Below are 22,430 nucleotides of genomic sequence, written 5' to 3'. Positions count from 1 at the left end.
TGCGCCCTTACGTCCGCCGGTCCACGTACTCGTACACCACCCCGTCCGGATGCACCGCGATCAGATTGCGCCCGCCCGGCGTCCCCACCGGTCCCGCGACGATGTGCGCGCCCAGTTCGGTCAGCACCTGATGGGCTTCGTCGACGTCCTTGACGGCGATCGTGGCCGCGACCTTGCGCAGGATCTCCAACTCCGCCTCGGGACCGCTCATCAGGAGGAAGCAGCCGACGGCGGCCACCTGCACCCCGCCGCGTTCGAAGCGGAGGGCCGGGCCGCCGGCCAGGCGTTCGTAGAAGGGGACCGCGGTCTCCAGGTCGTCGACGCAGACACGCAGCGTGGCTCCCAGAATGTCCATGCGGACGAGCCTAATGGGGGCGGCCGGGGCAGGAGATCGTTTCACGCGATCCCCGCACGCCGGCCGCCGGACGGGCGTTCCTCAGCGGCTCGGTGGGTCCTTCTCGGATCCGCGCGTGCTGCTGCTTACGCGGCGGTATTCGGCCGTGACGGACCGCGTTATGCGTACGGGTGTGCGGGTACCCGGCGGCCATGGACCGCTTGGATCATCTTGAGCATCTGGACAAGCACCTGGTCGAGGAGTTGGCCCAGGTGACGCGTGAGACCGTGCGCGAAGAGCTGCGCGAGCAGACGCGCAAGCAGCGCCGCAAGGCCATGCTGTACGCCGCGTCCGGCGCCGTCGCCCTCTACGCGGGCGCCGCCCTGGCCCTGGCGGTGGGGCTGGCCCTCGCCCTCGGACTGCCGGACTGGGCCGCCGCCCTGATCACCGCGGCGATCCTCGGGGCCGTCGCCTACGTACTGCGCGGCGCGGCCCGGCCCTCCGCGTCCCGGCCCGGACCGGAGGCCGCCGCGAGCCCCGACCATGTCGTCGGCGGCAGGTCACCGGCCACCCCGCCCGGCGGGACCGGCATGCCGTACCCGCCGATGCCGCCCGTCGCGCCCGACGGCGTGGCCGGAGCGCCCGGCCCCGGCGTACCGCCGCGCGCCGACGGCATCGACCCCGAGCAGCCGCACCACCGCGCGTGACGCGCGGCGCGACACCTGAGGAAGGCCCTGCCCCGATCGGGGCAGGGCCTTCCTGGCTCCGGCGTCAGGTCTGCTGGAGCTGCGGCAGCACCTTGGTGCGGTAGAAGTCGAAGAAGCCGCGCTGGTCGGGGCCGATCTGGTTGACGTAGATCCGGTCGAAGCCCGCGTCGGCGAACGCGGACAGGGCCGCCACGTGCTCGTCGACGTCGTCCCCGCACACCGCCTTGTCCCGCACCGACTCCTCGGTGACCAGCGGCTGGAGCTGCTCGAAGTGGCTCGGCGAGGGCAGGATCTGGGCCATCTCACCGGGCAGGAACTGATTCGCCCACAGCCGGTGCACGGTCCGTACCGCCTCCTCGCGATCCGTGCCCCAGCAGACCTTGGTCCCGCCGCTGACGAGCTTGGCGCCCCCGCCGCCCTTGCGGAACTGCGCCACCATCGACTCGTCCGGCGTCATCGTGATGTAGCCGTCGCCCACCCGCGCCGCGAGCGCGGTCGCCGCCGGGCCGAACCCGGAGATGTCGATGGGGACGGGCTCGTCGGGGACCGTGTAGAGGCGGGCGTTCTCCACCGTGTAGTGGGTGCCGTGGTGGTTGACCTCCTCGCCGGTGAAGAGCCGGCGCATGATCTGGATCGACTCCTCCAGCATCTCCAGACGGATGTGCGCGGGCGGCCAGACATGGCCCAGGATGTGCTCGTTGAGGGCCTCGCCGCTGCCCACCCCCAGCCGGAAACGGCCCTCCGTCATCACGGCCGTGGTGGCCGCTGCCTGCGCCACCACCGCGGGGTGCGTGCGTACGGTCGGGCAGGTCACCGCGGTCTCCACGGGCAGTGACACCGCCTCCGAGAGGGCGCCGAGGACCGACCAGACGAACGGGCTCTGGCCCTGGGCGTCGTTCCACGGGTGGTAGTGGTCCGAGATCCACAGCGAGCGGAATCCGGCCTGCTCGGCCATCCTCGCCTGTTCGACGAGATCCGCGGGGCCGAACTCCTCGCAGGACAGGAAGTAGCCGTACTCGGGCATGGGGGGTACCTCCGGCACCTCTCGACGGGCGGCACGGGACGCGCTCCGGGTACCCGTCCGGCAGGCCGGAAACCGCTGGACGTTTGGGCGACCCGGCCAGGGTTACGCGGAAGTCTCCCGAGGTACGTGACAGCCCCGGAGGCGCACTGTGAGTCGACCCCGCATCGTGATCGTCGGCGCCGGTTTCGCCGGGTACCGGACGGCCCGCACCCTGTCCCGGCTCACCCAGCACAAGGCCGAGATCACCCTGCTCAACCCGACCGACTACTTTCTGTACCTGCCCCTGCTGCCCCAGGTCGCCGCCGGCATCCTGGAGCCGCGCCGGGTCACCGTGTCCCTGTCGGGCACGCTGCCCGGAGTGCGCCTGGTGCTCGGCGAGGCCGACGGCATCGACCTGGACGGGCACACCGTGCACTACACGGACCCCGAGGGCGGCGTCGGCACGCTGCCCTACGACCGGCTGGTGATCGCCGTCGGCAGCGTCAACAAGCTCCTGCCGATCCCCGGCGTCGCCGAGCACGCGCACGGGTTCCGCGGGCTGCCCGAGGCGCTGTATCTGCGCGATCACGTCACCCGGCAGATGGAGCTCGCGGGCGATACGAAGGACGCTGCGGCCCGCCGTACGTTCGTGGTGGTCGGCGCCGGTTACACCGGTACCGAGGTCGCCGCGCACGGGCAGATGTACACGGACGCCCAGATGCGCGGACGGGCGTCGCGGGAGGGCGGGCGGCCGCGCTGGCTGCTGCTCGACACCGCGCCGCGCGTTCTGCCGGAGATGGACGAACGGCTCTCGCGGACCGCCGACCGGGTGCTGCGGCAGCGGGGCGTCGACGTACGCATGGGGACCTCCGTGAAGGAGGCCACGCACGAGGGAGTGCTGCTGACCGACGGGGAGTTCGTCGAGACGCGGACGCTGGTGTGGTGTGTCGGCGTACGGCCCGATCCGCTGGTCGAGGGTGTGGGGCAGCCCTTGGAGCGGGGGCGGCTGATCGTGGATCCGTACCTCCAGGTGCCGGGCCGGCCCGAGGTGTTCGCGTGCGGGGACGCGGCCGCGGTGCCCGATCTGAACGACCCCGGTTCCTTCACACCGATGACCGCGCAGCACGCCTGGCGGCACGGACAGGTCGCGGCGCGGAACGTGGCCGCGTCGCTGGGGATCGGCGACCGTCGCGCGTACCGCCACCGTGACCTCGGCTTCGTCGTCGACCTCGGCGGCGCCAAGGCCGCGGCCAACCCGCTGGGCGTGCCCCTGCCGGGACCGCTGGCCGGCCTCGTCACCCGCGGCTACCACCTCGCGGCGATGCCCGGCAACCGCGTCCGGGTCGCCGCGGACTGGCTGCTGGAGTCCGTACTCCCGCGCCAGGCCGTTCAGTTGGGCCTCGTACGGTCCTGGTCGGTACCGCTGGACACGGCATCGCCGGAACTGGCGCGGGTACCGGGCGGACCGGAGCGGAGGCCCGCCGCGAGCGCGGGTGAGCCGGCGCGGGACCGCCCTGGCGAGGAGCCCGCGAAGAGTGCGGCGAGCGCCGAACCGGCCGGGAACGGAGGGGCCGTCGAGCCCGCGAAGAACCAGCCCGGCGGCGAGCCCGCGAAGAACCAGCCGGGAGGTGAGCCCGCGAAGAACCAGCCCGGCGGCGAACCCGCCAGGAATCCCGGCCCCGCCAGGGCGCCAGCCCCCGACACCGCCCCCGTCAAGCGCCCCGACCGTCCCGCCACCCCCACCGAGGGAGACTCATGAACACCGCCGAACTCGTCGACCTGGGCCAGCAGTTGCGCGTGGACAGCGTGCGCGCGGCCGATGCCGCGGGGTCCGGGCATCCGACGTCGTCGATGTCCGCCGCCGACCTGATGGCCGTACTGCTCGCCCATCACCTCCGCTACGACTTCGACCGGCCCGCCCACCCCGGCAACGACCGCTTCGTCCTGTCCAAGGGGCATGCCTCGCCGCTCCTCTACGCCTGCTACAAAGCCGTCGGCGCGATCGACGACGCCGAACTGGCCACCTTCCGCAAGCTCGGCAGCCGGCTGGAGGGGCACCCCACGCCCCGGCGGCTGCCGTGGGTCGAGACGGCCACCGGATCGCTCGGGCAGGGGCTGCCGGTCGGGGTCGGGATCGCGCTCGCCGGCAAGCGGCTGGAGCGCACCGGCTACCGGGTGTGGGTGCTGTGCGGGGACAGCGAGCTCGCCGAGGGGTCGGTGTGGGAGGCCGCCGAGCACGCCTCGTACGAGCATCTCGACAACCTCACCGTGATCGTCGACGTCAACCGGCTGGGCCAGCGCGGTCCGACCCGGCACGGCCACGACCTGGACGCCTATGCCCGCCGCTTCCAGGCCTTCGGCTGGCACACCGTAGAGGTGGACGGCCACGACGTGGACGCCGTCGATCGCGCGTTCGGCGAGGCGATCTCCACCTCCGGACAGCCCACCGCGATCCTCGCCCGCACCCTCAAGGGCAAGGGCGTCGAGGCCGTCCAGGACCGCGAGGGTCTGCACGGCAAGCCGCTGCCCGAGGCCGAGGAGGCGATCGCCGAACTCGGCGGCCTCCGCGACCTCCGCATCCATGTGCACGAGCCGCCCGCCGCCCGCATGCTGCACGCCGTCCGCGCCGGACACCTCGAACTGCCCCGCTGGGACAAGGGATCCGAGGACGTCGCCACCCGTGACGCCTACGGCCAGGCCCTCGCCGCCCTCGGCACCGGCCGCGGCGACGTCGTCGCCCTCGACGGCGAGGTCGGCGACTCCACGCGCGCGGAGTTCTTCGCCAAGGAACACGGCGACCGCTACTTCGAGTGCTACATCGCCGAACAGCAGATGGTCGCCGCGGCCGTGGGACTCGCCGCGCGCGGCTTCGTGCCGTACGCCTCCACCTTCGCGGCCTTCCTCACGCGCGCGTACGACTTCGTGCGCATGGCCTCGGTCAGCGGCGCCGGCATCAACCTGGTCGGCTCGCACGCGGGCGTCGCCATCGGACAGGACGGGCCCTCGCAGATGGGCCTGGAGGACCTGGCGATGATGCGGGCGGTGCACGGCTCGACCGTGCTGTACCCGTGCGACGCCAACCAGACCGCGCACCTCGTCGGCGCCATGGCGGACCTGGAGGGCATCCGCTATCTGCGCACCTCGCGCGGCAAGAGCCCGGTGCTCTACGGGCCCGACGAGGAGTTCCCGGTGGGCGGATCCAAGGTGCTGCGCTCCTCCGAGCGGGACCGGCTGACCGTCGTCGCGGCCGGGGTCACCCTGCACGAGGCGCTGGCCGCCGCCGACGCGCTGGAGGGCCAGGGCATCGCCGTCCGGGTCGTCGATCTGTACTCGGTCAAGCCCGTGGACCGGCTCACCCTGCGCCGGGCCGCCGAGGAGACCGGCTGTCTGATGACCGTGGAGGACCACCACGAGGAGGGCGGCCTCGGGGACGCCGTGCTCGACGCCTTCGGCGACGGGCGGCCCGTACCGCGGCTGGTGCGCCTGGCGGTGCGCACGATGCCGGGCTCGGCCGCGCCGGACGAGCAGCTGCACGCCGCGGGCATCGACGCCGAGTCCATCGCGGCCGCCGCACGGCTGCTGGTGGAAGAGGCGATCGTACGGTGAGCGAGGACGCCACCCGGACGGTGCGGGCCGGACGCCGCACCGTCGAGGTGCACCGGCCGGAGAAGGTCCTCTTCCCCGGCGACGGGGCGGGCAAGGAGTACACCAAGTCCGACCTGGTCGACTACTACCGGGCCGTCGCCCCGTTCATGCTGCCGCATCTGCGGGGCCGCCCCCTGATGCTGGAACGGCTCCCGGACGGCGTCGGCGGCCCGAGGTTCATGCAGAAGAACACCCCGGACAGCTATCCCGACTGGATCAGCCGCGTCGAGGTGACCAAGGAGGGCGGCACCGTCCGCCACACCGTGTGCGACGACACCGCCACCCTGGTCTACCTCGCCGACCAGGCCTGTCTCACCCTGCACCGGTGGCTGTCCCGCGTCGGACGCGTCGAACGGCCCGACCGGATGGTCTTCGACCTCGACCCCTCCGGCGATGACTTCGCACCGGTCCACGAGGCGGCCTGGCTGCTGGCGGAGCTCCTCGACGAGCTGAAACTGCCCTCCGCGCTGATGACCACCGGTTCGCGCGGCCTGCACGTCGTGGTCCCGGTGAGCGGGCACCACGACTTCGACGAGGTGCGGGAGTTCGCCAAGGACGTCGCCGACACCCTCGTCGCCGCCCACCCCGAGAAGTTCACCACCGCCGCCCGCAAGAAGGACCGCGGCGAGCGGCTCTACCTGGACATACAGCGCAACGCCTACGCCCAGACCGCCGTCGTGCCGTTCACCGTCCGCCCGAAGCCGGGCGCCCCCGTCGCCACCCCCATGTCCTGGACGCAGCTCGACGACCCGGGTCTCGACGCCCGCCGCTGGAGCATCGAGGACGCCGTCGACCAGGCCCGCACCAACCCCTGGGCCGGGGTGATGACCAAGGGCCGCGCCCTTGGTCCCGCCCGGCGCAGGCTCAACGCGTTGCGCGGCTGACCCACGTGCGTCTCGAATGTTTGGCCGACGGACTTGAGGCCACCCGGAGTGAGAGGTGGCCATGTCTAACACAAAAAACACATCAAATACTCAGAATTCACAGGAATCCTCCAAGGAGGCGGAAAGCGACACGGCGGAAGATCGGCTGACCCCCATGCAGGTGCTGCGTCACGCGCGCACCCAGCTCGCGGAGCTCACCGGCATGTCCGCCGAGTCGGTGTCGTCCTTCGAGCAGACGGAGGACGGCTGGTCGCTGGAGGTCGAGGTCCTCGAACTCGTCCGGGTCCCCGACACGATGAGCCTGATGGCGAGCTATCAGGTCGACCTGGACCCGCAGGGGGAGATCACCGGCTACCGGCGCGTTCGCCGCTACGAACGCGGGCGGGCCGACTCACACAGGGCCGGCGGCCGCTAGGGGCCGCCGTTCCGTTTCCCGACACACCCACAGACAAGGAGGCGCGGTCGGCATGACCGTTGTCCCGGCACAACAGAGCGGCGGCTCGGGCGGCACCAGTGGCCTGTACGACGTTCTGGAACTGGTCCTCGACCGGGGCCTGGTGATCGACGTGTTCGTTCGGGTTTCCCTGGTCGGCATCGAGATCCTCAAGATCGACATCCGGGTCGTCGTCGCCAGCGTCGACACCTATCTGCGCTTCGCCGAGGCGTGCAACCGCCTCGACCTGGAGGCGGGCCCGCACCGCAGTCCCGGACTGCCCGACCTGGTCGGCGACATCACCGAGTCCGGCGCCCGAGGCAAGTCCAAGGGCGCGCTGACCGGTGCCGCGCAGACCGTCTCGGAGGCCTTCAAGCAGGCCCGCGAGGAGGGCGAGTCCCAGCCCAGGCCGCGCGCCCGCAAGTCGACCGCAGCGCGCCGGAAGGAGGAGCAGGAGTGAGCACGTATGTGTACGGCATCATCGACGGCTCCGGACCCTCGCTGCCCGCGGACCTGACCGGCGTCGGCGATCCGCCGCGGCCCGTGCGCGTCCTCACCGGGGGCGAGCTCGGGGCCGTGGTGAGCGACGCGCCCGAGGGGCTGCGGCCCAAGCGCAAGGACCTGCTCGCCCACCAGAACGTGCTCGCCGAGGCCGGCTCGGGCGGCTGTGTGCTGCCCATGCGGTTCGGCAGCGTCGCGCCCGACGACGAGACCGTCGTCAGCGTCCTCGGCGAACGCGCCGAGCACTACAAGGAGCGGCTGCGGGCGCTGAACGGCAGGGTCGAGTACAACGTCAAGGCCACGCACGACGAAGAGGCCGTACTGCACCGCGTGATGGCCGAGAACCCCGAGCTGCGCGCCCTCACCGAGGCCAACCGGCAGGCGGGCGGCGGTTCCTACGAGGACAAGCTCAGGCTCGGCGAGATGGTCGTCGCCGCCGTGAAGGCACGGGAGGCCGAGGACGCTGCCGAGGTGCAGCACGAGCTGGAGGCCTCGGCCAAGGCCGTGAGCGCGGGGCCCGAGTCCACCGGCTGGCTCGCCAACGTGTCGTTCCTGGTGGAGCGCGACGAGGCCGAGGCGTTCCTGGCCGCGGTGGAACAGGTCCGCAAGGCCCGCCCCCACCTGGAACTGCGGGTCAACGGCCCGCTGCCGCCGTACAGCTTCGTCGAGCCCGGCCCCGCCGAGCACGCGGGCAGCACGGCCGGCGCCGAGAGCTCCGAGGAGTGAGGACATGGGCCTGATCAGCGAAGTACTGCTGCTGCCGTTCGCCCCGGTGCGCGGTAGCGCGTGGGTGATCGGGCAGGTGCTGCACGAAGCGGAACGCATCTACTACGACCCGGCCACGATCCGGGCCGAACTCGCCCAGCTGGAACAGCGGTTGGAGTCGGGAGAGATCGACGAGGCGGAGTTCGACCAACTGGAGGACGAACTTCTGGACCGGCTGGAGATCGGCTCGCGCAATCGGGCCGGAACGGACGACTGGACATCAGGATGAACCGACTGGGACTGGGCCTCGCGGTAGGGGCCGGATACGTCCTCGGACGTACGAAGAAACTGAAACTGGCTTTCGCCATCGGCACGTTGGTGGCCGGCAAGCGGATGCAGTTGAGCCCGCGGGCGCTCGCGGACCTGGTGTCCGGACAGCTGCGGGACAACCCGCAGTTCAAGGAGATCGGTGACCAGCTGCGCGAGGACCTGCGCGGTGTCGGCAAGGCGGCCTCGGGTGCCATGGTCGAGCGGCAGATCAGCGCGATCGCCGACCGGCTGCACGGACGTACCGCCGAGGTCCGCGACCAGATCGCGGGCGTGGTGCCGGACACACCGGACCTGGGTCTCGACGAGGACGACGAAGAGGCCGAGGACGAGTACGAGGAGGAGGAGCCCGAGGAGGAGGAGCAGGAGGAGGAGCCCGAGCCGCGCCGCAAGGAGGCGCAGAAGCGGCCACCGGCGAAGAAGGCGCCGCCGGAGAAGAAGGCGGCCGCCAAGAAGACCGCCGGGAAGACCGCCCAGAAGGCTCCGGCCAAGAAGGCGGCGGCGAAGAAGCCCGCGGCCCGGAAGACCGCCGCCGGCGGAGCGCCCGCCAAGAAGACCGCCTCGGCCCGCACCGCCGCCCGCGGTGCCAGGTCAAGGGTGCCGAAGGGAGGCGGTGAGCGATGACCGAGACTGTCGGATCCGCGACCTCCGCAGCGAGTGGAGCGACGAAGAAGGCGGGCCCGCTCGGGGCCATCGCCCAGAGCGAGGCCACCGACCGGCTCAAGGCCGAAGTACAGGAGTACCTGGCCGCGCAGGCCCAGCGGCTGCTGATCGGCGCCGGACGCAAGCTCGGCGAGACCACGGTCAAGCTCAACGACATCGCCGACGGCAAGAGCCCCGGCTTCGCCAAGCTCGCCCTCGACGGCGGCCGCAAGATCGCCGAGGGCAAGGGACCGCTGCGCTCCGCCCTGGAGCTGGGCGCCTCCCGCGTCAAGGACAACGTGGTCAGCGCCTTCAAGGGGCTCGGCGGCAAGGGCAAGCGCAAGGGCGGGGCGGGCAAGAAGCCGACCGTCATCATGGAGTACGTCGACGTCGGCCTGCCGCTGCGCGCCGCCTACGACCAGTGGACCCAGTACCAGGACTTCAGCACCTTCGCGAAGGGCGTCAAGAGCGCGAACCGCGCCGACGACACGACCTCCGACTGGCAGATGAAGATCTTCTGGTCCAACCGCAGCTGGAAGGCCCACACCACCGAACAGATCCCCGACGACCGCATCGCCTGGACCTCGGAGGGCGCCAAGGGCACGACCAAGGGCGTCGTCTCCTTCCACCAGCTCGCCGACCGTCTCACCCGGGTCCTGCTGGTGATCGAGTACTACCCCAAGGGCCTCTTCGAGAAGACCGGCAACATCTGGCGCGCCCAGGGCCGCCGGGCCCGCCTCGACCTCAAGAACTACGTCCGCTTCGTCACGCTCAAGGGCGAGGTCGAGGACGGCTGGCGCGGCGAGATCCGCGACGGCGAGGTCGTCCAGAGCCACGACGACGCGGTCGCCGAGGAGGAGGAGGCAGGGCAGGAAGAGGAGGCGTACGAGGGCGAGGAAGAGCAAGCTGAGGAGGAGGGCCCGTACGCCGAGGAGGAGGACGAGAAGGAGGAGTACGACGAGGAGGAGCCCGAGGAGGGTGAAGAGGAGCCCGAGGGCGAGTACGAGGAGGACGGCACGGACGAGGAGGAAGGCGCCGACGAGGAGGAGTACGAGTACGCCGAGGGTGGGAGTCGTCGATGACGACCGCCGGACGGCTGCCCGAGCCCTATGGTCGCGGTGACAGCAGCGCGAACCTCGCCGACATCCTGGAACGCGTCCTCGACAAGGGTGTGGTCATCGCCGGCGACATCCGGATCAACCTGCTCGACATCGAACTCCTCACCATCAAACTCCGCCTCATCATCGCGTCCGTCGACAAGGCGAAGGAGATGGGCATCGACTGGTGGGAGGACGACCCCGCCCTCTCCACCCGGGCCCGCCGTGACGAACTCACCCGGGAGAACGCCGAGTTGCGCGAGCGGATCGCCCGACTCGAACCCGGTAGAGCCGAGAAGGAGACCTGATGACCGGACTGCGTTACGTGTACGCCGTCTGCCGGCCCTTCAAGGCGCCTCTGCAGTCCCAGTTGACGGGCGTGGCGGGCGATCCGCCCCGGCTGCTGGTCCACCAGGGCCTCGTCGCCGTGGTCAGCCACGTACCGGAGGGGGACTTCGCCGAAGGCCCGCTCCACGCGCACCTGGAGGACCTGGACTGGCTCAGCGACACCGCCCGCGCCCATCAGGGCGTGATCGACGCCCTCACCGTCGTCACGACGCCGCTGCCGCTCCGGCTCGGCACCGTCTTCCGGGACGACAGCGGCGTACGCACCATGCTGGAGGCCCGCGCCGCCGACTTCCGGCGCGCCCTCGACCGGCTGGAGGGGCGGGTGGAGTGGGGCGTCAAGGTGTACGTCGAGGCGGAGCCCCAGGCCGCCGCCGCACCGGCGGAGAAGGCCGCCAGCGGCCGGGACTACCTACGGCAGCGCAGCTCCCGCGTCCGGGCCGAGGAGGATGTGTGGCAGCGGGCCGAGGCATTCGCGAGCCGTCTGCACGAAACACTGTCCGGTTATGCCGAGGATTCCCGGCTGCACGCCCCGCAGAACGCCACGCTCTCCGGTGCGGCGGGCCGCAATCTGCTCAATGCCGCTTACCTGGTGCCGCGGACCGATTCCGAAGAATTCGTGGAACTCGTCGACCGGACGAAGGGTGAATCCCCCGGAATGCGCGTCGAACTCACCGGCCCATGGGCCGCCTATTCCTTCGCGGGGGAGAAACCGTGACCGTCATCGAACGCCGGGAGATCGCCCTGGTGGACCTGCTCGACCGGCTGCTGGCCGGCGGGGTCGTCATCACGGGAGACATCACCCTGCGCATCGCGGACGTCGACCTCGTCCGCATCGACCTGAACGCCCTGATCAGCTCCGTGAACGCCAATGTCCCGTCGCCGTGGGGAGACTCGTCGTGACGCATTCCCGCAACCGGCTCGACCTGGAGCCCGACACCGTCGAGCGCGACCTGGTCAAACTGGTGCTGACCGTGGTGGAACTGCTGCGCCAGCTCATGGAGCGCCAGGCGCTGCGCCGCTTCGACGACGGCGGGCTCACCGAGGAGCAGGAGGAACGCATCGGGCTCACCCTGATGCTGCTCGACGACCGGATGACCGAGCTGCGGGAGCGCTACGGACTGCGGCCCGAGGACCTGAATCTGGACCTCGGGCCGCTCGGACCGCTGCTTCCCCGGGAGTGAGTCACTCCGGACTATCCGGGGTTAATCACCATCGGTACCAGCGTCCCCTGCCTCCGCTCGCATTCGTGCTGCGCATCAGGAAGCCCAGCAGCCACAGCACGAGTACCGCGAGTGCAATCCACCAGAGAATCTTTACCGCGAACCCGGCGCCGAAGAGAATCAGCACCAGAAGCAGTACGAGCAGGATGGCAACCATAATGTGAACCTCCTGCTTTCCGGGTTTCCCGAAAGTGGGGATTCAGGCACTCTTCCTGCACAGGATTTCTCCGTGCAGAACGGCGAACCAGCCGTCCGGCTGCCTTCCCCACTCCCGCCAGGCCTGTGCCACGGCCGTCAGCTGCTCCGGCGTGGCATGGCCGCCCTCCGTGGCCCGCCCGGCGTACGCCGAGGCCACGGTGCGGTCCGCCCACAGACCGCTCCACCAGGCCCGCTCCTCGGCGGTGGAGTAGGTCCAGGTGCCGGAGGTGGCGGTGATGTCGGTGAGGCCCGCCTCCAGCGCCCAGGACTTCAGCCGGCGCCCCGCGTCGGGCTCGCCGCCGTTGGCGCGGGCCACGCGACGGTACAGGTCCAGCCAGTCGTCCATGCCCTGGGACGCCGGGTACCAGGTCATCGCCGCGTAGTCCGAGTCGCGCACGGCGATGAAGCCGTCCGGCCTGGTCACCCGCCTCATCTCGCGCAGCGCCTGTACGGGGTCGCCCACGTGTTGCAGCACCTGGTGGGCGTGGACCACGCAGAAGGTGTCGTCCGGGTACTCCAGGGCGTGCACGTCCGCGACCGCGAAGTCGACGTTCGTCAGTCCGCGCCCGGCGGCCGTGGCCCGGGCCTGTTCCAGGATGCCGGGCGCGTGGTCGACGCCGGTGACCTGGCCGTCCGGCACCAGTTCCGCCAGATCGGCGGTGATCGTGCCCGGGCCGCAGCCGATGTCCAGGATCTTCATGTGGGGCTTCAGCGAACCGAGCAGGTAGGCCGCGGAGTTGGCGGCGGTGCGCCAGGTGTGCGAGCGCAGCACCGACTCGTGGTGCCCGTGCGTGTAGACGGCGGTCTCCTGCGGTTTCGACATGGCTGAACTCCCCTGTTCGACGTCCTGTCGGCTGATCGACACGGTACGCCCGCATGTCGAATGATGAGACCCGCGTTTTATTATATGGACTGACGGACAGTCAGTTGCCGGGGAGCGGGCGGTACACCGTGAGCGCCTCGGGCAGCTTCTCCAGCGTCACCTCCCCTTCCACCTGGGTGACTTCACCGTCGTAGGCGAGCAGCGAGCCCGGTGCCACACCGGCCAGGTGGAGCCGGCTCACCTGGACCGCGGCGTGCACGGGGGAGCGGGTCAGCGGACCGGCGAGGGCGGCCGCCAGCAGCCGTACCGCGGGCCGGCGGCCGCCGTGCACCACCCGTACGTCGAGCTGTCCGTCCGCGAGATCGTGGCGGCGGCCCGGCGTCAGACCCACCCGGTGGTAGGTGCCGTTGCCGACGAACAGCAGCCACAACGGGTGCGCCCGGCCCCGGAACTCGGCCTCCAGCGGATGCCGGTCGGCGCGCAGGACGCGCAGCGCCGCGAGCACCCCGGCGGGCCAGCCGCCGATCCGGCGCGACCACCGGTCCCGCTCGCGCACCAGCTCCGGGTAGACGCCCAGACTGCAGGTGTTGAGGAAGATGCCCTCGGTGCCGTCGCAGGTGAAGCGGCCCGCGTCCACCCGCACGCCCTCGCCGCCCCGGACGGCCCTGGCCAGATCACCGGCGCTCTCCAGGCCCAGGTCGTAGGCGAAGTGGTTCAGTGTGCCGCCCGGCAGCACCGCGAGCGGCAGGTCGTGACGCAGGGCGACCTCGGCGGCGGCGTTCACCGTGCCGTCGCCGCCGCACACACCGAGCACCCGGGCACGGGCCGCCGCCTTCTCCAACTCGGCGCGCACGTCGGACGGTTGGCACTCCACGACCTCGCACCCCGGCAGCGCGTCCTGGAGGGCGTGCACCCGGTCGGCGCTGCCCGCGGCGCCGTTGGCCACCACGATCAGACCCTCGCCGTCGGGCAGCGCCGGCACCTCGGCCCGGGGCCGGGCGGGCGGCACGATCTGGGCCCGCGTCGGCACCAGACCCCGTACCGCGAACGCGGCGCCCACCCCGAGCGCCGCACCGGTCAGCACATCGCTCGGGAAGTGCACGCCCGTGTAGACGCGGGACAGCGCGACCGACCACGCGACCGGCGCCACCGCCGCGCCCCAGGCCGGCGACTCCAGGGCGACCCCGGCCGCGAAGGCGGCCGCCGACGCCGAGTGGCCGGACGGGAACGACGTGGTGATGGGCTGCCGCTTCAGCTGCCGCACCACCGGCACCGGGTCCAGGACGGGACGGGGACGGCGTACCGACCGCTTGCCGAGGGTGTTGATGGTCAGCGAGGCCAGGCTCAGCGAGGCGACACCGCGGGCGGCGGCACGGCGGGAGCGGGGCGTGCGGCTCGCGGCCATCGCGGCCGCCGCGGCGAACCACAGCACACCGTGGTTGGCGCTGCGGCTCAGCCTCGGCAGCACGGGTTCGGCGAGCGGCCAGTTCCGTGCGGCGGCGAACTCGAACAGGCGGCAGTCGAGGGCGAGCAGCGCGTCGCGGACGGCGTGCCGGCCGGGCTTCAGGGCGGTGAGGTCCACGTCAGGGGTCATGTGGTGGCGGGTACCCTGAAGTGGCCGTTTCTTGTGCGGAGGCGGACCCGACACCGGAGGCTTTCTGCATGCGCCTGCTCCTCGTCCGCCATGGTCAGACCCCGTCCAACGTCGACTTCCTGCTGGACACCGCAGCCCCGGGTCCGGGCCTGACCGCCCTCGGCGAACGCCAGGCGGCCGCCCTGCCCGAGGCCCTCGCCGACGAGGACATCGAGGCCCTCTACGCCTCCACGCTGATACGCACCCAGCTCACCGCCGCCCCGCTGGCCGCCGCGCGCGGCCTCGACATCGTGGTCCGCGACGGCATCCGCGAGGTGTCCGCCGGGGACCTGGAGATGCTGGACGGGCACTCGGAGGCGGGTCACACCTACATGGCGACGGTCTTCGCGTGGTCGGCCGGTGACACGGAGCTGCGGATGCCGGGCGGCGAGAGCGGCGCCGAGGCGCTCGCGCGGTACGACGCGGTGGTCGCCGAGGCCGCCGCCCTCGGGGTCGGCACGGTCGCCCTGGTCAGCCATGGCGCGGCGATCCGGATGTGGACCGCGGCCCGCGCCGCCAACATCGACATCGACTTCGCCGCCGCCCGTCCGCTCGACAACACCGGCGTGGTGGTCCTGGAGGGCTCCCCGGCCGACGGCTGGAAGGCCCTGTCGTGGGAGGGCGCGGTCGTGGAGTCCGCGGGACGCGGGACGCAGAGCGGGCCTGCGGGTCGGCCGCTGGACGAGGTCGAGTAGCCGGGGCGCGACGGAGCGGGGCCGCCGAGCGGGGCCGCCGAGCTGGCGGGGCCCGCAGCGGGCCCGCGGTGGTCGACCGCATACGGTCGACCGCATACGGTCGACTGCATACGGTCGGCCGGATACGGGCCGGTGCATATGGCTCCACAGATACGGCTGAGCTGCCACGGAGTCGGATATGCGTTTGCCCGGCCCGGCCCCCGACCCGCAGAATGCGGCCCCATGGGACATCTGGAAGCCGCACACCTCGAGTACTACCTCCCCGACGGGAGGGCGCTGCTCGGCGATGTGTCCTTCCGGGTGGGCGAAGGGGCCGTCGTGGCCCTCGTCGGACCCAACGGGGCCGGCAAGACGACCCTGCTGCGGCTGATCTCCGGAGAGCTGAAACCGCACGGCGGGACCGTCACGGTCACCGGCGGCCTCGGCGTGATGCGCCAGTTCGTGGGCTCCGTACGGGACGAGACGACCGTACGGGACCTGCTGGTGTCGGTGGCACCGCCCCGCATCAGGGAGGCCGCGCAGGCCGTCGACAAGGCCGAGCACCTCATCATGACCGTCGACGACGAGGCCGCCCAGCTTCAGTACGCCCAAGCCCTCTCCGACTGGGCCGAGGTGCGCGGGTACGAGGCCGAGACGCTGTGGGACATGTGCACCATGGCCGCCCTCGGCGTCCCCTACGACAAGGCGCAGTTCCGCGAGGTGCGCACCCTCTCCGGCGGCGAGCAGAAGCGGCTCGTGCTGGAGGCGCTGCTGCGCGGCAACGACGAGGTGCTGCTGCTCGACGAGCCCGACAACTACCTCGACGTACCCGGCAAGCGCTGGCTGGAGGAGCGGCTCAAGGAGACCCGCAAGACCGTCCTCTTCGTCTCCCACGACCGTGAACTCCTCGCCCGCTCCGCCGAGAAGATCGTGTCGGTGGAGCCCTCGCCGACGGGTGCGGACGCCTGGGTGCACGGCGGCGGCTTCGCCACGTACCACGACGCCCGGCGTGAACGCTTCGCCCGCTTCGAGGAGTTGCGCAGGCGCTGGGACGAGAAGCACGCACAGTTGAAGAAGCTCGTCCTGAACCTCCGTCAGGCGGCCTCCATCAGCCATGAGCTGGCCTCCCGCTACCAGGCCGCCCAGACCCGGCTGCGCAAGTTCGAGGAGGCGGGCCCGCCGCCGGAGCCGCCGCGCGAGCAGGACATCAAGATGCGGATCAAGGGCGGCCGTACCGGAGTGCGGGCCGTCACCTGCGAGGGGCTTGAGCTGACCGGCCTGATGAAACCCTTCGACCTGGAGGTCTTCTACGGCGAGCGGGTCGCCGTGCTCGGCTCCAACGGCTCCGGCAAGTCGCACTTCCTGCGGCTGCTGGCGGGGGACACCGTGGCGCACACGGGGGAGTGGAAGCTGGGCGCGCGGGTCGTTCCCGGGCACTTCGCCCAGACGCACGCGCACCCCGAGCTCCTCGGCCGCACGCTCCTGGACATCCTGTGGGCGGAACACTCCCAGGACCGGGGCGCGGCGATGTCCAGGCTGCGCCGATACGAGCTGACCCAGCAGGCCGAGCAGACCTTCGACCGCCTCTCCGGCGGCCAGCAGGCCCGCTTCCAGATCCTCCTGCTGGAGCTGGAGGGCGTCACGGCCCTCCTCCTGGACGAGCCCACGGACAACCTGGACCTGGAGTCCGCCGAGGCTCTCCAGGAGGGCCTGGAGGCCTTCGACGGCACGGTCCTCGCCGTCACCCACGACCGCTGGTTCGCCCGCTCCTTCGACCGCTATCTGGTCTTCGGCAGCGACGGCCGCGTCCGCGAGACACCGGAGCCGGTGTGGGACGAGCGGCGGGTGGAACGGGCGCGGTAGCTCGCGGGCCCCGGGGCCCGGATGTTCGTAGAGTGGGTACTCGAAGCCCATGAACGCACACGACGAGTGGGAAACCGCCATGACCGGAGTCGACCCCAGCAGGCTGGACGACCAGCAGCTCATGAAAGAGCTGGAGACCATCCACCGCACGCGCCACGACACCCTGCTCTACGCCTCGAACGACGCGCTGCGCGCCCACAACGGCCGGATGGCCGAGCTGGAGGGCGAGTATCTGCGCCGCAACCCGCGGCGCCTGGTCGCCTCCGGCCGCACCCGCGAGGGTGCCAGGGAACGCGGACGCGGGGAGTCGGCGACTCCCCGCGTCTGACGGCGCCGGCTAGTAGCGGGTCGGCGGCCGGTCCCAGTGCCGGTGCGCCGCGATCGCCTCCACGAAGGCGCGTACGAACTCCTCGCTCGCCGCTCCGGGCGAGGTGTCCGTCACGACACCCTGGTCGCGGACCACGCGGTGGAACTCCGTGGACACCTGGACACCCTCCGGTTCCAGGGCGGAGAGCACCCCCACGCCGGAGCCGAGCGCGCCCACCGGCTTGCCGTGCCGGTACGCGTCCCGGACGAACCGCATCGCGTCCTGGTCGGCGGTGAGCGGCGGGGTGCCGGTGGGGCCGCCCGGCAGCAGGACCGCGTCGTACAGCACGGAGGCGACGGTCGGCAGTGCGCGGTCGACCGTATACCGTTCGCCGTCGGCACCGGCGATCGTGCCGTCCGTCGCCGCCAGCGCCTCCACGATCGCGCCCTCGGCGGCCAGCCCCTCCCGCACCGACGTCACCTGTTCGGCGTCCACGCCGTCGGTGACCAGCACCGCGATCCGCCGGGTGCGGATCGAGCCGTCGCCGCGCAGGGACTCCAGGCTCAGCGCGGGGGAGAGCAGCTTGTTCGGCGCCTCGCCGGCCGCGGTCGGCTCCGGGACCCCGATGCCACGGGCCACCTGGACCGCCAACTCGCCGTCCACCTTGGCCAGTTCCTCGACGGTACGGGCACGGACGGTCATCGCGTCGACCTTGCCGAGCTCGAACCGGAAGGCCGCGACGATGTGCTGCCGCTCCCACTCGGTCATGCTCTTCCAGAACAGCGCGGGCTGGCTGTAGTGATCCTGGAAACTGGGGCTGCGGCGGCGGATCTTGGCACCGTCGACCCGCTCCGCGTAGTGCGTGTACGCGCCGCTGCCGGCGCCGGCGTGGGCCGGGCAGCCGCCGCCGATCGAGTTCGGGAAGTAGTTCGTGCCGCTGTGGATCGCGCTCTGGCCGTACCCGTCACGCTGGTTGGTCCGCACGGGCGCCACCGGCCGGTTCACCGGCAGCTGGGCGAAGTTGGGGCCGCCCAGCCGGATCAACTGGGTGTCCAGATAGGAGAAGTTGCGGGCCTGGAGCAGCGGGTCGTTGGTGAAGTCGATGCCGGGGACCACATTGGCCGTGTGGAAGGCGACCTGCTCGGTCTCGGCGAAGAAGTTCTCCGGGTTGCGGTCCAGCACCATCCGGCCGATCGGCCGCACCGGCACCTGCTCCTCGGGGATCAGCTTCGTGGCGTCGAGCAGATCGAAGTCGAAGGCGAACTCGTCCTCCTCCGGCACCAGTTGGACGCCCAGCTCCCACTCCGGGTACTCCCCGGCCTCGATCGCGTCCCACAGGTCGCCCCGGTTGAAGTCCGGATTGCGGCCCTGGCACTCCTGCGCCTCGTCCCACACCAGCGAGTGCACGCCCAGCCGCGGCTTCCAGTGGAACTTCACGAACGTGCCGCGCCCCTCGGCGTTCACGAACCGGAAGGTGTGCACACCGAAGCCCTGCATCATGCGGTAGCTGCGCGGGATCGCCCGGTCCGACATCAGCCACATGATCGCGTGCAGCGTCTCCGGCTGGAGCGACACGAAGTCCCACAGGGTGTCGTGCGCGGAGGCGCCGGTGGGGATCTCGTTGTGCGGCTCCGGCTTCACCGCGTGCACGAAGTCGGGGAACTTGATGCCGTCCTGGATGAAGAAGACCGGGAAGTTGTTCCCCACCAGGTCGTAATTGCCCTCCGACGTATAGAACTTGGTGGCGAAACCGCGCACGTCCCGCACGGTGTCCGCCGAGCCCCTCGGCCCCTGCACGGTCGAGAACCGCACGAACACCGGGGTCCGCACCGCCGGGTCCTGGAGGAAGGCGGCACGGGTGAACTCCGCGCAGGACTCGTACGGTTCGAAGTAGCCGTACGCGCCCGCGCCCCGCGCGTGCACCACCCGCTCGGGGATGCGCTCGTGGTCGAAGCGGGTCAGCTTCTCCCGGAAGTGGAAGTCCTCCATCAGCGTCGGACCGCGCTCGCCGGCGGCGAGGGAGTCGTCGGTGTGGTCGACCTGCACACCCTGGTCGGTGGTGAGCGGGCCGCCCGCCGGGTCGTCCGCCCGGAAGGCCTCACGCTGCTCCTGCTTGCGATCGCGCGGGGTGTCCATCAGAGGGCCTCCTTCGTGAACACGTCCAGGAACGTCTCGTCGAACGCCTTGAGGTCGTCCGGCTTACGGCTGGTGATGAGCTTGTTGGGGCCGTGGTCGCACACCTTGACCTGCTCGTCGACCCAGGTCCCGCCCGCGTTGCGGATGTCGGTCGCCAGGCTCGGCCAAGACGTCAGCACCCGGCCGCGGACCACGTCCGCCTCCACGAGCGTCCACGGGGCGTGGCAGATCGCGGCGACCGGCCGGCCCTGCTCGAAGAAGTCGCGCACGAAAGCGACGGCCTTCTCGTCCATCCGCAGGCTGTCCGGGTTGGCGACCCCGCCCGGCAGGACGAGCCCGCTGAAGGAGTCCGCCGTCGTCTCGCCCACCACCTCCTGCACGGGGAACGTGTCCGCCTTGTCGAGATGGTGGAACGCCTGGATCTTCCCGGGTTCCGTCGACACCAGCACCGGCTCGTGGCCCGCGTCCACCGCGGCCTTCCACGGTTCGGTCAGTTCGATCTGCTCGACGCCCTCGGTCGCGGTCAGAAATGCGATGCGCATGATGGTTCAACGACCTTTCCTGGAAAGCTGTTCTGCCGTCGCGGGCCCCGCCGCCTTGGGCCCGGTTGCCGGATCCCGGCTCACGCGGTGCCCCCGCTGCCCGGTGCGGCCCGGCTGCCCGGTGCGGTCCTGCTGATCTCGGCCAGCACCGAATCCGGGTTCTCCGCCTGGGCCAGATCACCGAGGCTGACCACACCGACCGGCAGCCCGTCCTCGACCACCGGCAGCCGGCGTACCGCGTGCGCCCTCATCAGCGCCGCCGCTGCCGCCACCGGATCGTCCGGGGCGACCAGCACCGGATCGGGGGTGCACACCGACAGGGCGCTCACCGCCAGCGGATCGGTGCCCTCGGCGACCGCCCGCACCGTGATGTCGCGGTCGGTGAGCACCCCCACGATCCGCTGCCCGTCGGCCACCAGGACGTCGCCGATGTCCTGTGCCCGCATCAGCTGCGCCGCCTCCACGAGCGAGGCGTCCGGGCGGACGGCGACCACGCCCGGAGTCATGACGTCCTTCACGAAATCGGCCATCGCTGTGGGCCCTTCCTCGGTCTTCGCGGCTGACGCCGCCCGCAGTACCCCGCGGCCCGGCCCCTATGCGCGGGGCCGCGTCAGCGCCTCGGCCAGTTCCTGGACGGTCGCGTAGCGCTCCTTGTGCGGCAGCCGCTCCACGGCGTCGACGAGGGTGTCCGGCGCGTACGCGCGGCGCAGCACGCCGGCCAGGTGGCGCGCGCTCGCCGGGAACGCGCTGCGGCTCAGATGCCGGGCCAGCTCCAGGCGGATCACTCCCAGCGACGCCCCGGAGCCGCCCGGTGCCACGGGCCCGCCCGCGATCTGCGGATCGTCGTCCGCGGTCGGCTCGGGGTCGTGCCACTCCTCGCTCCGGGTGGGGTGCCCGGACCTCAGCAGACCCTGTAGTTCGTGCTTCATCTCGTCGTCGCGGTGGACGCTCAGCCGATCGCTGCCTCGCTGCATGGCGCTCCTTCCAGATCTTCGGCGGTGGGCACCGCGTACCCGAGGACCGGACGCCGACACGGGGGTTTGTCCTCCGTTTCGGGGGAGACCCGGCCCGACGCCCCCCACGCGATCCCGGGGAGGGAAAACGCCATGGCGGTACTCGCTGTGCTCATCCCGCTCCTCATGCTCGGCGCGGTGCTGGCACTGGGCCGCTATGAGGAGCTGCTGCTGCCCGCGGAGCGCGAGGAGGCGGTCCCCCTGCCGCCCGCTCCCGCTCCCGGCCCGGCGGGAACTCCCGCACCTTCGCCACCGACCCCTGTGTGACCACCGAGCCGCGGTCCGCGTCGCCCGTCAGGACCGACGCGGCCGCCGACTTTGTCCGGCAGCGGCCGACGACCGCCCCGGGCCCTGGTTTGCCGCCGGAAGCCGGGGGCAGGCGCAGTGACAGTGCTTCGGACAGGAGGCACGTCCGTGGGAGAGGCTCGCAGCCGCCCCGGTCGTGTCCGACCGGCCGCGCTCCCACGGTGACCGTCCGACCCAGAGCATGACCAAGGGAGTTGCGACGCCACCATGTCCACCCGGATGAGCGCGAAGCACCACCCGCACGACGACGCCCCCGACACCGCGGAGGCCTTCCGCAGGCTTGCCACGCTGCCCCCGGGCCCGCAGCGCGACACACTGCGCGACCGGATCATCGAGGCCTGGCTGCCCATGGCCGACCGGCTCGCGGGACGCTTCCGCAGCCGCGGCGAGAGCTTCGACGACCTGCGCCAGGTCGCCGCCCTCGGCCTGGTCAAGGCCGTCGACCGCTACGACCCCGAGCGCGGCAACGCCTTCGAGAGCTATGCCGTGCCGACCATCACCGGCGAGATCAAGCGGCACTTCCGCGACCACATGTGGACGCTGCACGTGCCCCGCCGGGTCCAGGACCTGCGCAACCGCGTGCGCTTCGCCTCCCAGGACCTGTCGCAGACCATCTCCGGGCGGCGGCCCACCGTCGCGGAGATCGCCGCGCACGCGAGCATGAGCGAGGAGGACGTCCTCGTGGGGCTCGAGGCGCTGGAGAGCTTCACCGCGCTGTCCCTGGACGCGGAGCTGCCGGGGAGCGAGGACGGGTACTCGCTGAGCGACGCGCTGGGTTCGGCGGACCCGGCGCTGGAGACCGTGGTGGACCGCGAGGCCGTGAAGCCCCGGCTCGCCGAGCTGCCCGAGAGGGAGCGGGCGATCTTGTACATGCGGTTCTTCGGGGACATGACCCAGTCGCGGATCGCCGAGCAGCTGGGGATCTCGCAGATGCACGTGTCACGGCTCATCAGCCGGTGCTGCGGGCGGGTGCGCGAGCAGGTGATGAGGGACGGCGCGTAGCGCGTCGGGACGCCGGTCGATGTCACCCACTTGGCTGTGCGCGTCCCGCTAATGGGGTCCGGCCGCGCGCGGGGCCGGGTCCGGCGG

At 71.6% G+C, this 22,430-nt stretch carries 28 protein-coding genes; 19 read left to right on the top strand and 9 right to left on the bottom strand.

Annotated elements, in window-relative coordinates; genetic code table 11:
• Positions 1 to 7 precede the first annotated feature (7 nt).
• Positions 8 to 355, bottom strand: a complete 348-nt coding sequence (locus tag ACFY0U_RS05645; RefSeq protein ID WP_388630696.1) for a VOC family protein — start codon at positions 353 to 355, stop codon at positions 8 to 10.
• 191 nt (positions 356 to 546) lie between these two features.
• Between ACFY0U_RS05645 and ACFY0U_RS05640 the strand changes: the two genes are divergently transcribed.
• Positions 547 to 1,041 (top strand): phage holin family protein, encoded by a 495-nt coding sequence (locus tag ACFY0U_RS05640; protein WP_388630693.1) that lies wholly within the window; start codon positions 547 to 549, stop codon positions 1,039 to 1,041.
• Between the two features lie 64 nt (positions 1,042 to 1,105).
• On the opposite strand, the gene ACFY0U_RS05635 is transcribed toward ACFY0U_RS05640, so the two are convergent.
• Complete coding sequence (locus ACFY0U_RS05635) at positions 1,106 to 2,065, bottom strand: TIGR03557 family F420-dependent LLM class oxidoreductase (protein ID WP_388630691.1); 960 nt, start codon at positions 2,063 to 2,065, stop codon at positions 1,106 to 1,108.
• Between the two features lie 148 nt (positions 2,066 to 2,213).
• On the opposite strand from ACFY0U_RS05635, the gene ACFY0U_RS05630 reads away from it, so the two are divergent.
• The 13 genes from ACFY0U_RS05630 (at position 2,214) to ACFY0U_RS05570 (ending at position 11,807) form a co-directional block, all read left to right on the top strand.
• A complete protein-coding gene (locus ACFY0U_RS05630) occupies positions 2,214 to 3,803 on the top strand; it encodes an FAD-dependent oxidoreductase (protein ID WP_388630688.1) in 1,590 nt (529 codons plus the stop codon).
• A complete protein-coding gene (locus ACFY0U_RS05625; RefSeq protein WP_388630686.1) occupies positions 3,800 to 5,650 on the top strand; it encodes a transketolase in 1,851 nt (616 codons plus the stop codon). The genes ACFY0U_RS05630 and ACFY0U_RS05625 overlap by 4 nt, the downstream gene beginning before the upstream one ends.
• Positions 5,647 to 6,573, top strand: a complete 927-nt coding sequence (gene ligD, locus ACFY0U_RS05620; protein ID WP_388630683.1) for a non-homologous end-joining DNA ligase — start codon at positions 5,647 to 5,649, stop codon at positions 6,571 to 6,573. The genes ACFY0U_RS05625 and ligD overlap by 4 nt, the downstream gene beginning before the upstream one ends.
• Before the next feature lie 61 nt (positions 6,574 to 6,634).
• Positions 6,635 to 6,988, top strand: coding sequence for a gas vesicle protein (locus ACFY0U_RS05615; protein WP_388630680.1), 354 nt, complete (start codon positions 6,635 to 6,637; stop codon positions 6,986 to 6,988).
• A 52-nt stretch (positions 6,989 to 7,040) separates the two neighbouring features.
• Positions 7,041 to 7,466: a gas vesicle structural protein GvpA gene (locus ACFY0U_RS05610; RefSeq protein ID WP_388630677.1), complete on the top strand. Its 426-nt coding sequence runs from the start codon at positions 7,041 to 7,043 to the stop codon at positions 7,464 to 7,466.
• Complete coding sequence (locus tag ACFY0U_RS05605; protein ID WP_388630674.1) at positions 7,463 to 8,233, top strand: GvpL/GvpF family gas vesicle protein; 771 nt, start codon at positions 7,463 to 7,465, stop codon at positions 8,231 to 8,233. The genes ACFY0U_RS05610 and ACFY0U_RS05605 overlap by 4 nt, the downstream gene beginning before the upstream one ends.
• Positions 8,234 to 8,237: 4 nt before the next feature.
• The gene (locus ACFY0U_RS05600) at positions 8,238 to 8,501 is read left to right on the top strand and encodes a gas vesicle protein GvpG (RefSeq protein WP_388630671.1); all 264 of its coding nucleotides are present in this window, start codon (positions 8,238 to 8,240) and stop codon (positions 8,499 to 8,501) included.
• The gene (locus tag ACFY0U_RS05595; RefSeq protein ID WP_388630668.1) at positions 8,498 to 9,163 is read left to right on the top strand and encodes a DNA primase; all 666 of its coding nucleotides are present in this window, start codon (positions 8,498 to 8,500) and stop codon (positions 9,161 to 9,163) included. The genes ACFY0U_RS05600 and ACFY0U_RS05595 overlap by 4 nt, the downstream gene beginning before the upstream one ends.
• Positions 9,160 to 10,263: an SRPBCC family protein gene (locus tag ACFY0U_RS05590; protein ID WP_388630665.1), complete on the top strand. Its 1,104-nt coding sequence runs from the start codon at positions 9,160 to 9,162 to the stop codon at positions 10,261 to 10,263. The genes ACFY0U_RS05595 and ACFY0U_RS05590 overlap by 4 nt, the downstream gene beginning before the upstream one ends.
• A complete protein-coding gene (locus ACFY0U_RS05585) occupies positions 10,260 to 10,586 on the top strand; it encodes a gas vesicle protein (protein ID WP_388630663.1) in 327 nt (108 codons plus the stop codon). The genes ACFY0U_RS05590 and ACFY0U_RS05585 overlap by 4 nt, the downstream gene beginning before the upstream one ends.
• Positions 10,586 to 11,341: a GvpL/GvpF family gas vesicle protein gene (locus ACFY0U_RS05580; protein ID WP_388630660.1), complete on the top strand. Its 756-nt coding sequence runs from the start codon at positions 10,586 to 10,588 to the stop codon at positions 11,339 to 11,341. Before ACFY0U_RS05585 ends, ACFY0U_RS05580 begins: the two co-directional genes overlap by 1 nt.
• Positions 11,338 to 11,526 (top strand): gas vesicle protein, encoded by a 189-nt coding sequence (locus ACFY0U_RS05575; RefSeq protein WP_388630657.1) that lies wholly within the window; start codon positions 11,338 to 11,340, stop codon positions 11,524 to 11,526. The genes ACFY0U_RS05580 and ACFY0U_RS05575 overlap by 4 nt, the downstream gene beginning before the upstream one ends.
• Complete coding sequence (locus ACFY0U_RS05570) at positions 11,523 to 11,807, top strand: gas vesicle protein K (RefSeq protein ID WP_388630655.1); 285 nt, start codon at positions 11,523 to 11,525, stop codon at positions 11,805 to 11,807. Before ACFY0U_RS05575 ends, ACFY0U_RS05570 begins: the two co-directional genes overlap by 4 nt.
• A 25-nt stretch (positions 11,808 to 11,832) precedes the next feature.
• On the opposite strand, the gene ACFY0U_RS05565 is transcribed toward ACFY0U_RS05570, so the two are convergent.
• From ACFY0U_RS05565 to ACFY0U_RS05555, 3 genes are all read right to left on the bottom strand, one after another.
• The gene (locus ACFY0U_RS05565; protein WP_388630653.1) at positions 11,833 to 12,003 is read right to left on the bottom strand and encodes a hydrophobic protein; all 171 of its coding nucleotides are present in this window, start codon (positions 12,001 to 12,003) and stop codon (positions 11,833 to 11,835) included.
• A gap of 42 nt (positions 12,004 to 12,045) precedes the next feature.
• A complete protein-coding gene (locus ACFY0U_RS05560; RefSeq protein WP_388630650.1) occupies positions 12,046 to 12,867 on the bottom strand; it encodes a class I SAM-dependent methyltransferase in 822 nt (273 codons plus the stop codon).
• A gap of 100 nt (positions 12,868 to 12,967) precedes the next feature.
• A complete protein-coding gene (locus ACFY0U_RS05555; RefSeq protein WP_388630647.1) occupies positions 12,968 to 14,461 on the bottom strand; it encodes a bifunctional phosphatase PAP2/diacylglycerol kinase family protein in 1,494 nt (497 codons plus the stop codon).
• A 68-nt stretch (positions 14,462 to 14,529) separates the two neighbouring features.
• On the opposite strand from ACFY0U_RS05555, the gene ACFY0U_RS05550 reads away from it, so the two are divergent.
• The 3 genes from ACFY0U_RS05550 to ACFY0U_RS05540 all read left to right on the top strand — a co-directional run bounded on the left by ACFY0U_RS05550 (position 14,530) and on the right by ACFY0U_RS05540 (position 17,365).
• Complete coding sequence (locus ACFY0U_RS05550; protein ID WP_388630644.1) at positions 14,530 to 15,195, top strand: histidine phosphatase family protein; 666 nt, start codon at positions 14,530 to 14,532, stop codon at positions 15,193 to 15,195.
• A 222-nt stretch (positions 15,196 to 15,417) separates the two neighbouring features.
• Positions 15,418 to 17,037 carry an ABC-F family ATP-binding cassette domain-containing protein gene (locus ACFY0U_RS05545; RefSeq protein WP_388630641.1) on the top strand — a complete coding sequence of 540 codons (1,620 nt, stop codon included), beginning with the start codon at positions 15,418 to 15,420 and terminating at the stop codon, positions 17,035 to 17,037.
• A 49-nt stretch (positions 17,038 to 17,086) separates the two neighbouring features.
• Positions 17,087 to 17,365, top strand: a complete 279-nt coding sequence (locus tag ACFY0U_RS05540) for a DUF6158 family protein (RefSeq protein WP_388630638.1) — start codon at positions 17,087 to 17,089, stop codon at positions 17,363 to 17,365.
• A gap of 9 nt (positions 17,366 to 17,374) precedes the next feature.
• Here the strand turns inward: ACFY0U_RS05540 and ACFY0U_RS05535 are convergent, their stop codons facing one another.
• The 4 genes from ACFY0U_RS05535 to ACFY0U_RS05520 form a co-directional block, all read right to left on the bottom strand.
• A complete protein-coding gene (locus tag ACFY0U_RS05535; protein ID WP_388630635.1) occupies positions 17,375 to 19,480 on the bottom strand; it encodes a catalase in 2,106 nt (701 codons plus the stop codon).
• Positions 19,480 to 20,022, bottom strand: a complete 543-nt coding sequence (locus ACFY0U_RS05530; RefSeq protein WP_388630632.1) for a type 1 glutamine amidotransferase domain-containing protein — start codon at positions 20,020 to 20,022, stop codon at positions 19,480 to 19,482. Before ACFY0U_RS05530 ends, ACFY0U_RS05535 begins: the two co-directional genes overlap by 1 nt.
• Positions 20,023 to 20,102: 80 nt before the next feature.
• The gene (locus tag ACFY0U_RS05525; protein ID WP_388630629.1) at positions 20,103 to 20,552 is read right to left on the bottom strand and encodes a CBS domain-containing protein; all 450 of its coding nucleotides are present in this window, start codon (positions 20,550 to 20,552) and stop codon (positions 20,103 to 20,105) included.
• A 63-nt stretch (positions 20,553 to 20,615) separates the two neighbouring features.
• Positions 20,616 to 20,996: a DUF2795 domain-containing protein gene (locus ACFY0U_RS05520; protein ID WP_388630627.1), complete on the bottom strand. Its 381-nt coding sequence runs from the start codon at positions 20,994 to 20,996 to the stop codon at positions 20,616 to 20,618.
• A 132-nt stretch (positions 20,997 to 21,128) separates the two neighbouring features.
• Here ACFY0U_RS05520 and ACFY0U_RS05515 point away from each other — a divergent pair, with 132 nt between their 5' ends.
• Together ACFY0U_RS05515 and ACFY0U_RS05510 are read left to right on the top strand one after the other, a co-directional pair.
• Positions 21,129 to 21,302, top strand: coding sequence for a hypothetical protein (locus ACFY0U_RS05515; protein ID WP_388630625.1), 174 nt, complete (start codon positions 21,129 to 21,131; stop codon positions 21,300 to 21,302).
• 246 nt (positions 21,303 to 21,548) lie between these two features.
• Positions 21,549 to 22,343 carry an RNA polymerase sigma factor SigF gene (locus tag ACFY0U_RS05510; protein ID WP_388630623.1) on the top strand — a complete coding sequence of 265 codons (795 nt, stop codon included), beginning with the start codon at positions 21,549 to 21,551 and terminating at the stop codon, positions 22,341 to 22,343.
• Positions 22,344 to 22,430: the final 87 nt, after the last annotated feature.

The sequence above is a fragment of the Streptomyces sp. NPDC001536 genome, from assembly GCF_042894505.1.
Classification (GTDB): domain Bacteria; phylum Actinomycetota; class Actinomycetes; order Streptomycetales; family Streptomycetaceae; genus Streptomyces.
Note: the sequence above shows the minus strand (reverse complement) of the source record. Positions and strands in the feature narration are given on the sequence as shown.